This is a genomic window from Paraglaciecola psychrophila 170, assembly GCF_000347635.1.
Classification (GTDB): Bacteria; Pseudomonadota; Gammaproteobacteria; order Enterobacterales; family Alteromonadaceae; genus Paraglaciecola; species Paraglaciecola psychrophila.
Genome location: NC_020514.1, coordinates 4,240,311 through 4,254,377 on the forward strand (window position 1 = coordinate 4,240,311; position 14,067 = coordinate 4,254,377).

Genomic DNA, 14,067 nt, shown 5'->3' on the forward strand with positions numbered 1-14,067 from the left:
GCATACCCAAGACTGCGCTTATTTGCTGCCGTGTAAAGACTCAGCAATGGCTTGGATCTGTTCAGCTCGAATAAATAATTTATTTTCTTCATAACGTGCACTAGATAGTTCGCAAAGTTCCGCTAATTTCGCTAAAGCTATGGCTTGTACCTGGTCTGCTGCAACCGCTTCGTCTAACATGCCAATAGTCGCGGCTTGTGAAGGCGAATATCCCTGAGATTGAATGATAGCGCGTGAGTGGTGTAGAGCGTCAACATGAGTTTTAGCCAGTATTCTCAAGGTTGCATTGAAGGGCATGTCGATAGCGGTTTCAGGTAGCTTAAGCACAAACTCACCCAATGCACCGATGCGGTAATCAGCTACCAATAAAAGAAACACTCCCATTCCAATGGCATGGCCTTCACACGAAGCAACAACGGGCTGAGGATGTGAATAGATTTTCTCAAGTAAAAGCATACCTTGAGATACCATTTTATCGGCCGCTTCAGGCCCAGTCGCCATGACCTTTAGATCGAAGCCCGCGGAAAATATACCTACGTGGCCAGAAATTAAAACACCTTTACTCTCCGCTTTAGCACGGTCTAGGTTGGCCATAAACTCTTCTGCTAGTTCGAAAGAAACAGCATTAGCTTTGCCGTTGTCGAGTGAGATTTTGGCGATACCGCCCTCAAGTAGTTCATATTTCATAATGTTTATATTTCCTTGGCTCTGTTGCAAATATTACTTGGCAAGAATTCTACCTGTTTTTTAATCGAAAGGGGGGCCATTACCTATAAATATTGGGGGCAGAACAAAAATCAAATATATCCAGTACTTCTGGGGGAAAGAACAAAACAGCCAGATTTATTGGTTACGCGACTGTCATGCAAAATCTAGGCTTTTTGAGTTGAGAAACAATGAATAACCTCGGCTTTTTGGGCATATAGAACCTTATCGATAATCGGTCGTTTACATCAGGATCGTTCACCTATAAAAATAATGGTTATCGAACCTTTTTCTTAAATAGATGTCTAGTGACTACTATATATTAGCGATATAATAGTAATTGTTACCGAAGCGTAATAAATAAACCACTTTAAAGGAAAAATGATGAGTAAGCAGAAAATACCATTAGCGAAAGCTACTATGAGTGAAACAGATATCGGCCGTGGAAAAATTAAAGATAATTTCTTAGCGGCGTTAGTCACATCAAAGCTTTATAAGATGCAGATTGTACAAGCTAAAAAAGGCAAAGGTTCGTATCAGCGTAAAGCTAAAAATATAAGACAAGAGTCTTATTTAATAGCGGTTTAAGCGGTTGCTTATAGCCACTATTAAATAAGGCTTTTTACCTGTTCTCAATTCTTTAGGTTAAAGCCATTCCAAAAGCGGTAGACACAGAGGAAGGAACAACAGTAAAACCCCGTTTAGGGTGATGCCAATCGCCCCTCACCGCCCCAATCGATTGTAAAGACATCTCGTTTTAATGCCTGTAGCCTATTACTTATTAGCTTTTAAGTATTATGATGGAAAAACATGCAGAACAACCAAGATAAGCAGGACATTAAAGAGATTGTTGCGTATATAAAAAATCAAGAACGCACTTTACGTAGCAACCACCCTTTTTTAGCGCAACAAAATGCCTTAGGTTTAGGCCTTCTTTTAGTGTCTGTATGCGGCTTTACTGCTGCAGGTTGTTTGTATTTTTATGCTGTTATTCCGGCGTGGTGTTGCATTATCATTGCCGCCCTAAGCGCATCTATTGCTCACGAAATTGAACACGATTTGATTCATCAGCAATACTTTAAATCAAACTCTGCGGTATATCATTTCATGATGTTTATGGTGTGGATTATTAGGCCAAATACCGTCAATCCTTGGTACCGTAAAGGCATGCATCTAAATCATCATAAAACCTCAGGTACGCCTCAAGATATTGAAGAACGTTTGGTGGGGAACGGTATTAAAAGCCATACATTAAGGCTCTTAGTGGTTTGTGATGGGTTACTCGGGCTAATAATCCGCAGCAAACAATTTTCTCGTGAGATTAAAGGATATAATTTTTTTAATGTATTTAATGCCAGCCTTCCTTTTGTCACTGTTTATTATCTTATTATTTATATATTTTTACTTTTCCATGGCGTCAATTTTATTGCTGATAGTTCAGCAGTAAAATTGAATACGCCAGTTTGGTTAGTGTCGCTAATGGAATGGGTTAATTTTGCAATGGTGGTATGGGTAGCACCTAATTTTTTACGTTCGGCATGCTTGAATTTCATCACATCGTCGATGCATTACTATGGCGCTAGGTTTAATTTATTGGAGCAAACTCAGGTATTAAATCATTGGGCCTTTATGCCATTCCAGTGGTTTTGCTTCAATTTTGGTCACACGCATAGCATTCATCATTTTGTACCTAATCAGCCTTTTTATATTCGCCAGATTATCAGTAAGCAAGTCAATCTTTTATTGAAAAATAAAGGGGTGAAATTTAATGACTTAGTCAGTATTTTTGCAGCTAATCACTATAAAAAGATTGAGCGGTCGAGTTAACACATATAATAAATCACAGTCGTAAAATATTGATGTATCAAATCGTTTTACTTAATTCTTTGTTGCTATATGTAAACGCATCAGATTAGCCGCTCACATAAACATGATGATTGACACTGCTGAGCGCCATTCACTTAAAATCAATAAATCCTAAGCTAAAAACACTTTGACCACAGTATATTTAACACTCAACATTACAAAACTTTGCACCGCTTGTATTTTATGGTAATAATGTTATCTCTATTATTATTCGGGCTGCCTCTATGCTTAGAAAACGTCAGATCACGCCTAAAACCATCATCTTGGATGTGCTGCGATTGACTCGAAGTGGTTATTGCCCATCAGCAAAATTAATATCGGTAGGTGAGTTATTCGATTTTAAAGCGAGCACCATGCGAGTGGCATTAACCCGTCTTCTAACAGCTGGTAAAATAGAGGTCGACGGCAGTAGCAGATATCGCATGAATTCGAATACTGATCTACTCAGCGACTACATAGAGCAGTGGAAACTGGGAGATTTACGCCGCAAAGAATGGCATAAAGACGATTGGTTAATGGTATTGCTTCCAAGCAACCCCGATCGTGCAATCCGTACATTGAGTCACACTACTTTGCAATTCTTTGGATTTCGTAAGGCTCGGAACAAAGTATGGGTTCGTCCAAATAATTTGCTTCCTGCTTTGAATGAATTACGCGCCTTGTATCAGTTGGTTGGGCTTGAGCAAGAAGCCTTGTTATTTAAGGCAGCTGATATACCTTATCCCGAGCAGTTTATTTGGGAAAGTACCTTATGGAACACCGAAGACTTGCAGTTCACTTATGAGCAGCAGCTAGTCAAACTGACTAAAAGCAAAGCACGCTTCGATAGCCTGGAAATAAAAGACGCTCTGCGTGAAAGCTTTATAATTGGCGGGGAGACCATTAATTTACTGGTTAAAGATCCTCTTCTGCCGGATGAAATGTTTTGTACGCCCAAGCGTGAAGAACTGCGCCACACAATGTGTGATTACGATGCCTTTGGTCACATAATTTGGACTCGGTTTATGGGCGAGTCCACTCTGTTTAACGTTTCCCAGCACTAGGATAAACCGATGAAAGCACATGATATTCTCAGCAGGCAGGAAATAGTCCAATTAATGAACAAGAGTAACCTGCGGGCCACTTGGTTAGTACTTAGCTGCTGGGCATGGGTAATAGCTGCTATGTTGCTTGTGGCAATTTGGCCAAACTTTGTCACGATAATCGTCGCGCTGTTGATCATTGGTGGTCGGCAACTTAGCTTTGCAATTTTAATGCACGATTGCGGCCATAACAGTCTTTTCAAATCAACTAAGCTCAATCAGTTTATCGGTACTTGGTTGGTGGCTGCCCCAATATTCTCTGATATGCAAACCTACTCACGTCAGCACAGCACTCACCACAAAGACGTAGGTACTGATAAAGATCCTGATCTTGGCAACTACTCTGCTTATCCTATCAGTAAGGCGTCGTTACTGCGAAAAGTGTTGCGGGATCTTGGCGGCTTAACCGCACTAAAGTTTTGGTTGTATATACTGAAAACACGGCATCCATCACAAAAAAGCATGGTGAAAAATAGTGCATTATTCAGAGGGTTTACAGTCAATATGGGGCTATTCTTATGCTGCTACGTGCTTAATGTAGCTTGGTTATATCTGATTTGGTTACTGGCCTATAATACTACTTACTTTCTATTTTTACGCATTCGTCATGTGGGTGAACATGCCGTTGTACCGAATCCAAATAGTCGAAATATGTTTGAAAATACACGCACCACACTTTCAAGTTGGTGGGAGAGATTATTGGTCTGCCCAGTATATGTAAACTATCATATTGAACATCACTTATTGCCCACAGTACCTCCATACAATTTACCATTGATGCACCGTTGGCTAATAGCCAAAGAGGCTTATAAGAACACACCTTTACCCAAGGGTTACATAGCGATGCTACGAGGAGTTTTGAATTAACTGCAACCCCCTATTGTTGCTTACAAAGCTAAATAACCTGAACTCGGGATAAGCCATATCGTCCAGTACCGCTATTTTTGTGCCTATATTCGTTGAACTTGCTCTCAATAGCCGGCTATTCCCTCACAAGCTCGCCTTGATAAACACAATAATATCAGCACTGGATGCATTAAATATGCTGTTCAATAAATAGTGATATTCTAGCCTTTTGTTTTATTAGAGTTACTTGGAAGTGAGCGGCACGTCCTAACCCGAGTTCAGTTAGATAATGAAAGCAGCGTCAAAAAGCGGTTTAAATTAATGACATCATCAACGCCACTAACCTTCTAACATCAAGACATAGGGTTTAAACACCCTAGTCATAACGTTAGACAACACGGACTTGCCGTGTTGTCTAAAGAAACATCAATCAGAAGGTATAATGCGTTGCCTGACTCGCAACAATCACCCACGTAATGATCATGGCGTTAATAAAGGCGCCAGTATAAACCCGACCTGTGACACGATAGGCCACAGTGAAAACCACTGCCGCAATGGTCATTAATGGCACAAACTGTAATGCAATAATTGACCACAAAGGCTCACTGGCTATCAGTAACGTGCCGCCCATCAGCAGTGGTGTGTATTGCACAATCAAAAGCAACAGATAACCAACACTCAAGAGCAGCCAGTTCACAACCAGCTCTTTTCTAAAACTCCAATCATCGCAACGTAATTGACCATGCAGCACCGTAGCAACAATAATGAAAAACAGACTGAATGGGATCAGGTATGACAAAGCGATGCCCATCTGCAGCGGGCTTAACAGTTTGATGCCAAACACCCAAATACGGTAGTCCATATCAAATAAATAGTTTGTCAACAGCAATGATGTATACAGCACACCAACGACCGCTAAGGCCAGTAAAAATGAGTGCACAATAGAAGATATCGGCACTTGGCCATTCCAAGTCAATCCATAACTTTCGAAACTGGCACCCGTTTTACGGTTCAAAAGGAAGTGCCAAAGCAAAAATAGGGTGATTGAAACAAGTCCGGTCAGCAGTGCCCACACCATGACTTGAGTGGTAATGTTTTGGGCGAACACAGCCGATGCCTGCCACCCCAGTTTTTCACTTATCCCCTTAAACGGAAACAACGTTATTGCTGGCAATAGCGTAAATATCAGTGCCCCTACCCACCAGCCACCTCCTGTCAAACTGTGTAATTTAGGCATTGATGTTTTAAGCGAACGGAATGTTGAGGTTTCTGCGACTCTGGTTAATGCAGGGACGATAAGAATTGTCATACCAATCAAAGCCAGTAATGTGCCAATTTCTTTCCATAACCAAACTTGATCGTCCGATGGCAATGGTTGTGCACCGACTAACGTTTGGTCAAACCATTCGATAGCGTGTTTTATCGCTGCATGTGAAAAGTGGTCGCCCGGATGAGTGACCGCCGGTTGATGAAGAATGCGCGCCGTACCGTCTGCAATATTTCCATAAAGTGTATCTGGAATGACTTCCTCAGAGGTATTAAACAACGTTTTGAGTTTATCAGTTTTTGTGATGTCTGTAGGTATAGCAACGCCCCACATTAATGCTGAAAACTCATCATATTTGGAGAAAACCACCGCTAAGTTACGTGGCCAATCCGCCGTCCCTTTTGGAGCACCAAAAGTTCCGGGAGATGAACCCAATATCATAATGGATTGGTAATCTTGGGGATATACGCTAGCGGCAACAAGTGATGCCCACCCTCCCATAGAGTGACCTTCGAGACCGATGTTGTCTTGATCAACAAACGCCAGTGTCTTCATGTAAGCCAGTGTATCGATGCCCCCAAAGCCATTGGCAAAGGCGGCTGGATCAGAATAACCATGTCCAGTCTGATCCGGCGCTAATACAACGTATCCGCGGCGGCTAAATTCAATAGCAAAAGCAGACTGGGTTTCATTTGAATTAATGTAACCGTGAGTAGCAACGATACCGGGGGCTGGATTTTTGTTTGAAACGCCGTCAGGCACGAAGAGTCGTGCGTGAGTAATAATGCCGTCGTTGCCTGCAAAGCGAACGTGACTGACGTCTACGCTGCCGCCATTAGATTGTATTTGATTGGCTAGAAAGCCCCCAAACAGGATCAGTGCCACCGCTAAGATAAGCACTTTTGAATGGTATTTCATTATGTTGCCTTATTATGATTTGTTGAAATAATTGTCTAAAACATCAGCAGTCAATGCCTGTCTAACAGCGGTTCAATTAAGATAAAAAGCGAAGCTTCCAGTATCTGGTCGACTTTAAACTACTCGCTACCTGAAAACCTTATTATGCTTCGATTACAAAAAGGTACAAAAGAGCATAAAACCGCCATGGTGATTAGCGGTTTTATGCTCTACAGACTTAGGTAATATAAATTAGGTATTAAAAATTATATCTTGCTTCTATACCAAATCGACGTGGTTGAGGTGTGACAGCAAACACCGAGTTTACCGCACCGGTTCTAATTCTTCCAACAGGCTCATCATTACTGGTTAAGTTTTTACCCCAAATTGAAAATTGAAAGGTACCATCGCCAGGCGTATATATAATTTTTCCGTTAGCGTTCCAAAAGCTGTCGTTAGCGACATCTGCGGAATTGAATGCATCAAAGAACTGCTCATCAACAAAATTTGAATCTAAGTGCAACGTCACTAAATCGCTGCCCATTTGGATGTCATAATCCATAGAAATATTAAAGTTAATGCTCGGCGCTTCTACCAAATCGTTACCACTGATATCTATGCCGTTAACTACTGCGTCTATGTATTCACCTTGTAAGTAACCTAATCCCATACTTAACTGTAAATTATCAGTCGCTAGCATTGTGGCCTCGACTTCAAAGCCATACATTTCTGCATCTTCGTTGATAAGCTCCGACTCAGTTGCACTGATCACATTGAGAAACTGCAGATCATTATATTTTGAAACAAATACAGCAGAATTGACTTGAATACGGTTATCTGCAAACTTGGTTTTGTAACCAAATTCAATGGTATCGATGGTTTCAGGTGCTGCGGTGCTTAATGAGGTAGCAGAGAAAAGGGCACTGCCATCAAACGCACTACTGCGATAGCCATGAGAATAATGTCCATACAGTAAAGAACCGCCGTCTAGTTTAAGATCCAAACCAATTTTACCTGTCAAAGCCGAATCAGAATAATCAAGATCATTTACAGGATCATTGGCAATAAACGGCACCACCATAGGATCGCCCTCTGATAGCAAGAAAGTACCTGTGGAAGTAAAGTTTTTCAAATCACCTTCGTCTTGAGTCCAACGAATGCCCGCGTTAAATGTTAAAGAATCGCTTAGCTCAAGGCTGCCATTAAAATAGGCAGCATAGGAGGTGCGGCGCTGGTCAAAATCAGTTTCAACAAAACTTGGAGTACCGGCAAAAGGGTCTACCGCTGGATCAAAACTAGGGTCACGAAGAATTCCTTCAAACAAACGAGTCGTTGTAGGGATGTCTGATTGTTCATCAAAATAATAAAGTCCAGCAATAAAGTTGAATCCAGAATCGTAGTTTGAAGTAATCCTTAAGTCCTGTTGAACTTCTTCGGATTCAGAGTAAAAGTCAATATGCAGTAAATTATCCTTGCTACCATCAGCATCCACAAGATTCAAAAAAGACCCAGTAATTTTTGACGTTACAGAAGTAAATGTTAAGTCACCCATCTCATAATTCATGGTTAAATAAGCACCATCGGTTTTGACTTTAATATCCCCAGAGCGATCCCAGAAACCTTCATTTGCATCATAGGGTTTTCCGGTTACGGGTGACACTCTTGGATTGACACCAATGACGTTGGTGTTTCCAGGTCCACTACCGGTGGAAATAATGCCGGCTGCTTTTGGATTACTACGTGAAGTAATGAGTCGTAATATCGCATCAAAGTCTCCGTCTTCGTAGACCAATGAAAGACGTGCAGCTCGATTATCTATATCCCCTAAGTCTGAACCATTGGGATTTTCATTTTCCCAAAATCCATCACTATCTGAATAACTAAAAGCAAACCGCGCAGCGAGCTTATCGCTAATAGGCGCTTCTACAGCGCCATCTACGTGAGTATAACCATATTCACCGATCGAGGCTTTGACATAGCCACCCGTACCAAAGCTGGGTCTACGCGTAATAAAATGAAGTGCGCCACCTGTGGTGTTTTTCCCAAAAAGTGTGCCTTGAGGGCCTCGAAGAGCTTCAATACGTTCGATATCAAATAACAGTGGGCCACCAAAATATGAGGCAGCCAAGTTAACTTCATCGACTATGGTGCCAGTGGCAGATGAAGTATTTAAAGCAAAATCTGTTGTTGCTGCACCCCGTAAGGAATATTTTGGTTGATCAGGCAAACCAAAATACGACACATTGACGTTAGGAGCGAGTCGTGCAATATCGGTCCCATTATCCATTTGTGCGTTCTCCACCATTTTCCTATCAATAACACTCACCGATACAGAAACATCCTGCAAGCTCAGTTCACGCTTAGTTGCTGTTACCACGATCTTCTCTAGTTCACGTGTTTGCTGAGCATTAACGCCAGGAGTCACTAACAGCGCAGGGATTAGAAAACAGGGAATGGATGATTTTATAATTAGATTGGAATTGAATTTCATTTTACACCATTAATTTGTAATAATTTTATTATATAAATGTTATAGCATTGTTATAGCGAATCCTTATTCTGCAATGCGGAATTATATTTTACAAGTGAAAAATAATTAGGAAAATAAATTAACAAGCCAAAATGATAATTAAATTGTCTAGAAAACGTTAAAAACCTCAAATTGACTCTGTTGCATACCGCAGGTATCACGATTATTCTCCTTACAGAGTTAATTAAAGGTAATAAAAAAGGTATTTATGAAGAACAAAGACAAGAATATTGAAAAAATAAATAACCACGCGCCAAAATTCATTGGCATGCTGGGTGGTCAGCTAATTGATTTTGATAATGACAAAAAAGCCTGCACCTTTGAATTCACTATCAGCAGAGACTTCTGCCATTCAATTGATATCGTTCAAGGTGGGTTTGTTACAGCCATGCTTGATGCAGCCATGAGTCATGCTATTTTTATCTGCGACCAAGAAATTATGAATGTCTCATCTCTCGAAATTAAAACGTCTTACCTCGCAGCAACACGTGCTGGAAAACTCCGTGTTGAGGGCTGGGTCATAAAACAAAGTTACAAAACAGCTTTTATGGAAGGTCGCCTGTATAACGAAGATGGTGAGCTGACAGCTACCGCAAGCTCAGTCGCTAAATTACTACGAGCACCTAAGAAATAGACACTTAGCACGCATCGAACATGTTAAGTGGCATTGTTGGTAGAGAATAAACTAAAAGATAATAACGCGAAGTATCGGGCTCAGAACAAAGGTAAATACTCTGAAATGGGTTTTAACCGTCGTGATAGAAATAAGGTCTAAGACCTATATATCAGTAACGTTAACGTGGTTTAATCTATTCGGGCTGTCTGGTAAAAAGATAATCCTTATATCTAGATTGTGTAGTGAATGTTTGATTTTCCTAATTGGAAATATTTGTGAGTAATTTGAGAAGTAGTTTGTTTATGGTGTTAGCGATGGCTGCTTTTTCACTAGAAGATATGTTGATAAAAGCGACGGCTAATATTTTACCTGTAGGTGAAATTCTAATATTATTTGGTCTAGGAGGAACACTTGCTTTTATTGTTATGACTCTGAGTCGTGGGCAAGCTATTTTTCATCCAAAAATAGTGTCTCAGCCTGTTTTACTCCGATTTATTTTTGAAGTAATTGGGCGTTTGTTTTTTACATTAGCCATTGTTTTCACCCCATTATCTAGTGCCTCTGCAATCTTGCAAGCCACACCTTTAGTCGTTGTCATGGGAGCGGCCTTGTTTTTGGGTGAGCGTGTAGGTTGGCAGCGATGGTGCGCCATATTAATTGGTTTTATAGGGGTTTTAATAATTATAAGACCAGGCCTTGAAAGCTTTGAAATATCATCATTATTAGCGATTATTGGAATGTTTGGCTTTGCTGGGCGAGACTTAGCAACACGTGCGGCTTCCCCGGTTTTATCTCATTTACAATTGAGTATTTATGGTTTCTTTATATTAATCCCAACTGGCTTATTTATGTTAATTTTTAATATTGGCCCTGATGTACGCGGCTTGACTAATCAAGGCTTTATTTGGCATCGTGATTATTGTCGCAAGCGGTTTATTTACTTTGCTTCGCGGTAAGCAAAATAACGTCAAGATTTAGGCATGACTACTTGAACATGACTATCTGGACACCCATTTTAATTTTAAATGGACCGCGATGAGTTTCTTGTTAAATAATGGTCTTATTGAATATCTTAAACCTATTCATACGCCAGTGAGTTAGTATCACATGCAAACTCATCATCTATTTGCTGTTTCGTTAACAACAAGCGATTCGAATAACCCGTTCTTTACCTGAATTCGCCCAAGTAAACCCTGATGCTCATTGCTTAGTTCAGAAACAGGGTTTACCCTCACCACGTTCAGACTCAAAAAAATTCTATTCATCCTTAGGTAATCGTCATGCTAAAACTGTTTTATACATCTCTACTTGTTAGTTCTCTTTTATTGGCTATTGGTTTAGGTGTGGCAGTGCCAAGTTATGCAGCTGTCTCCATTATTCATGGCAAGACCATTATACCCGCCGGTAACGCAACATCTGATAAAGACTTAACTATCAGAAATGACAAGTTAGCATTTTCCTTAGCTGTGGGCTCAGCACCTCCTTGGGGTGTGGCTCGTGGTTGTATTGTTGATATTGCCAATGTGAAAGCGGATGGGTCGTTAAGTAATGATCGTGTTGCCTTTGCTGATTTTATTCCAAATAACTGGTCAAGTTGGCCGACTACCTATCAAACTGTGGATATTGTTAAGGACAGCAAAGATGAGGCAATCGTTAAAATTACCCGTGATTTTGGCAAGGTAATCATTAGTACTACTTACAGCCTAACATCGGGCTCTGAGCGTATTCATGTTAAAACCACCATGATCAACGAAGGTGAGGCATTAGTTGATATGTTATCCGGTTATACCTTGTGGCCGGATGCTGGTTATAAGTTCGCTGTACCAATTTATTCAGACAAAGAAGAGGCCGTTCTCAATCATCCTATATCAGACCGCTTTGTAGGTTATGACGCTGATTGGGCCATTGCATTGCACGCCCCTGATATGACAGAAATAAAAAGTAAATCACGGGATTTATATACCCAGCATAGCCTGAAAAAATCAGAGTCAATAACATTTGAAGGGGACTACCAAGTGTTAGCTAGTGGTGACCTTTCACCCGTTATCCGTGCTGAGATAGAACGTAAAAAACTGCCTTCAGGAACATTAACTGGAAGTGTTAAAACGCAGCAAGGAAAGTCTGTAACTGAGCCCGCAGTTGTGGTGCTTAAAAAAAGGAGTACCCTACATTTGGGTGATAGGTAAACATGGTGAATATAATATTGATCTGCCTGTGGGTGATTATCAAGTTTATGCTACGGGTAAAGGCTATTCCGACAGTGCAAAGCATGATGTCAATATTAAACGTAATGACTCGCAAACCCTCTCATTCTCTGATCTTTTGGCTCCAGGCAAAGTCAATATTCAGGTAACCGATGCACAAACAACAGCGGCTTTAGACGCCAAAATTCAAATAGAAAAGGGCAATAAACCGTTGATTGAATTTTTTGGCGCAAAAACATTCTTCACAGAATTAGACAGTGTGGGTCAGGCTCAATTTACATTAGCCCCTGGCGATTATCAGCTTAAAGTTTCCGCTGGTGCTAACTTCGTAGCTAAACCTGTATTCATTGATGCCACTATTGTTCCCAATCAAACAACTAACTTGGTCGGCGCCGTCACTGTTAGCACCTATCCCACGCAGCACGGCTGGTTTGCCGGTGACTTGCATCATCATGCAGATGTACTGGAGGGCTCTACATCACCCATGTTTCTGGTGCGTTCGCAGTTAGCAGCGGGTCTTAATGTAACGTTTGTGAGTGATCATGACTCAACCAAAAACCATGAGGCGATTAAGGCTCTATCGGATAAGCGTGGCGTGCCATTTATCCCATCTATCGAAATTTCACCGTCATGGGGGCACTTTAATGTGTTCCCGATTGAGATGGGTGCGCAGTTATCCGTAGAACCCGGAGTGGATGATGTTCATAGCATTATTCAAGATGCCCGTCGAATGGGTGCAACAGTTGTCGCCTCTAACCATCCCTATATTCCTTACGGTTATTTGAGTAGCCTTGAGAAAAACACAGCACCTGGCGGATTTAATCCAAGCATTGATCTGATTGAGATAAATTCAGAAGTGGATTATATGAAAGCAGTTGAGAAAGCACGCCAGCTATGGTCTGAAGGACTGCCTTATTACTACACGGCAGGTTCCGATACCCACGATGTCTGGAATGAAACAAGCGGTCATAACCGTATGTTTGTCTATACAGCCAGTAAACCAGACGCGAAAGCCTTTGCTCAGGCAATGAAAAATGGCCACTCGTATGCCTCTTTCGGTCCTGTGATTTATCCGAAAAATGTTATGTTTGGTGACACCTTAAAGCTGGCTGTAAATCAATCCCAATCCATCAATTTTGACCTGTTATCAGTCAACGGGCTGAAGTTGGTGCAGTTAATCGGCAATGATGGGGTAATCAGTGAGCAGACCTTATCGGGTGATAAAGTATCGGTAATGTTTGATGTGCCACAAAAATCAGGATGGGTCAGTTTAGTCGTAGAAGATGCAAAGTCATACAAAGCCTTCTCAAATCCAATATGGCTTAAGATGGTCGATCAAACATCATTCTGAGAATTCAGTCTCATGCAAAAACGCAGTAAACTAACATAGCGTATTAAAATTCTTTTGTTAAGCATCAAAAACCGAGCATAAGGTTTATTATGCTCCGCTTTTCATCTCACTCACATTATAGCATCGAGGCCTAGCTCGCCTAACTGACACATTCTACATACCTTGTAGCATAGCTTTAAAGTGGCAAACCCCGTATTCGTCGCCCCCTAAAGGTTAAACACTGAATCAGATTGATTAATAATGAATACTGTATATAATTACAGTAATTATCATTGCAGCCATACAAAAGTGGGTATCAAATGTCCAGCACATTAATTTCAAAATCAGCTCATCTTAGTTTTGATCAGATTTATAGTGCCATTTTGGCCAAAGAGCGTGATTATGCGACACAGCTTTATGCGCAATTAAAAGGCATTACGTTGGCCAGCGCAGAACAAACAATGTCTGTGATCTATCGGGTTTTCTATCTTGGATATGAAGATTGCCTGCACAATATTAGTATCGATGATATGCCTGGTTTTGAAAATAATGTGCACATAGATGTGTGGCGAGCTGGGTTTGGTTATGCTCTTAAATTACCTACATTTAAGGAATAAAGGCGATCTAAACACACAATAAATTTAGGATAATATTGCTTGTGTTTAATTTTTAAAATAAATTTGCAAGTACTGCAGCTCAAGGTTCACTCAATAGTATTTACACC

The 14,067-nt window shown here is 40.8% G+C and carries 10 protein-coding genes and 1 pseudogene; 8 read left to right on the top strand and 3 right to left on the bottom strand.

What is annotated here, in order from left to right:
- Positions 1 to 18: 18 nt before the first annotated feature.
- Positions 19 to 687: a crotonase/enoyl-CoA hydratase family protein gene (locus C427_RS18535; RefSeq protein ID WP_007641015.1), complete on the bottom strand. Its 669-nt coding sequence runs from the start codon at positions 685 to 687 to the stop codon at positions 19 to 21.
- A 402-nt stretch (positions 688 to 1,089) separates the two neighbouring features.
- Between C427_RS18535 and C427_RS18540 the strand changes: the two genes are divergently transcribed.
- From C427_RS18540 to C427_RS18555, 4 genes are all read left to right on the top strand, one after another.
- Positions 1,090 to 1,293, top strand: a complete 204-nt coding sequence (locus C427_RS18540) for an alternative ribosome-rescue factor A (protein WP_007641013.1) — start codon at positions 1,090 to 1,092, stop codon at positions 1,291 to 1,293.
- A gap of 222 nt (positions 1,294 to 1,515) precedes the next feature.
- Positions 1,516 to 2,532: a fatty acid desaturase gene (locus C427_RS18545; protein WP_007641011.1), complete on the top strand. Its 1,017-nt coding sequence runs from the start codon at positions 1,516 to 1,518 to the stop codon at positions 2,530 to 2,532.
- Positions 2,533 to 2,795: 263 nt separating this feature from the next.
- Positions 2,796 to 3,614 (top strand): phenylacetic acid degradation operon negative regulatory protein, encoded by an 819-nt coding sequence (locus tag C427_RS18550; protein ID WP_007641009.1) that lies wholly within the window; start codon positions 2,796 to 2,798, stop codon positions 3,612 to 3,614.
- A gap of 9 nt (positions 3,615 to 3,623) precedes the next feature.
- Positions 3,624 to 4,520 carry a fatty acid desaturase family protein gene (locus C427_RS18555; RefSeq protein WP_007641007.1) on the top strand — a complete coding sequence of 299 codons (897 nt, stop codon included), beginning with the start codon at positions 3,624 to 3,626 and terminating at the stop codon, positions 4,518 to 4,520.
- 409 nt (positions 4,521 to 4,929) lie between these two features.
- Here the strand turns inward: C427_RS18555 and C427_RS18560 are convergent, their stop codons facing one another.
- Together C427_RS18560 and C427_RS18565 are read right to left on the bottom strand one after the other, a co-directional pair.
- Positions 4,930 to 6,684 carry an alpha/beta hydrolase gene (locus C427_RS18560; RefSeq protein ID WP_007641006.1) on the bottom strand — a complete coding sequence of 585 codons (1,755 nt, stop codon included), beginning with the start codon at positions 6,682 to 6,684 and terminating at the stop codon, positions 4,930 to 4,932.
- A 238-nt stretch (positions 6,685 to 6,922) separates the two neighbouring features.
- Positions 6,923 to 9,154: a TonB-dependent receptor gene (locus C427_RS18565; protein ID WP_007641005.1), complete on the bottom strand. Its 2,232-nt coding sequence runs from the start codon at positions 9,152 to 9,154 to the stop codon at positions 6,923 to 6,925.
- Positions 9,155 to 9,401: 247 nt separating this feature from the next.
- Here C427_RS18565 and C427_RS18570 point away from each other — a divergent pair, with 247 nt between their 5' ends.
- The 4 genes and pseudogenes from C427_RS18570 to C427_RS18585 all read left to right on the top strand — a co-directional run bounded on the left by C427_RS18570 (position 9,402) and on the right by C427_RS18585 (position 13,960).
- Entirely contained in the window at positions 9,402 to 9,827 is a 426-nt protein-coding gene (locus C427_RS18570; RefSeq protein WP_007641004.1) for a PaaI family thioesterase, read from the top strand.
- Between the two features lie 257 nt (positions 9,828 to 10,084).
- Positions 10,085 to 10,765 carry a DMT family transporter gene (locus tag C427_RS18575; protein WP_007641003.1) on the top strand — a complete coding sequence of 227 codons (681 nt, stop codon included), beginning with the start codon at positions 10,085 to 10,087 and terminating at the stop codon, positions 10,763 to 10,765.
- Between the two features lie 324 nt (positions 10,766 to 11,089).
- A pseudogene (locus C427_RS18580) lies at positions 11,090 to 13,364 on the top strand (CehA/McbA family metallohydrolase).
- A gap of 299 nt (positions 13,365 to 13,663) precedes the next feature.
- Entirely contained in the window at positions 13,664 to 13,960 is a 297-nt protein-coding gene (locus C427_RS18585; protein WP_007641001.1) for a hypothetical protein, read from the top strand.
- The last annotated feature ends 107 nt before the right edge of the window (positions 13,961 to 14,067 follow it).

Coding starts and splice junctions, on each gene's coding strand:
- C427_RS18535 (WP_007641015.1), bottom strand. CDS start 687: ATGAAATATGAACTACTTGAGGGCGGTATCGCCAAAATCTCACTCGAC.
- C427_RS18540 (WP_007641013.1), top strand. CDS start 1,090: ATGAGTAAGCAGAAAATACCATTAGCGAAAGCTACTATGAGTGAAACA.
- C427_RS18545 (WP_007641011.1), top strand. CDS start 1,516: ATGCAGAACAACCAAGATAAGCAGGACATTAAAGAGATTGTTGCGTAT.
- C427_RS18550 (WP_007641009.1), top strand. CDS start 2,796: ATGCTTAGAAAACGTCAGATCACGCCTAAAACCATCATCTTGGATGTG.
- C427_RS18555 (WP_007641007.1), top strand. CDS start 3,624: ATGAAAGCACATGATATTCTCAGCAGGCAGGAAATAGTCCAATTAATG.
- C427_RS18560 (WP_007641006.1), bottom strand. CDS start 6,684: ATGAAATACCATTCAAAAGTGCTTATCTTAGCGGTGGCACTGATCCTG.
- C427_RS18565 (WP_007641005.1), bottom strand. CDS start 9,154: ATGAAATTCAATTCCAATCTAATTATAAAATCATCCATTCCCTGTTTT.
- C427_RS18570 (WP_007641004.1), top strand. CDS start 9,402: ATGAAGAACAAAGACAAGAATATTGAAAAAATAAATAACCACGCGCCA.
- C427_RS18585 (WP_007641001.1), top strand. CDS start 13,664: ATGTCCAGCACATTAATTTCAAAATCAGCTCATCTTAGTTTTGATCAG.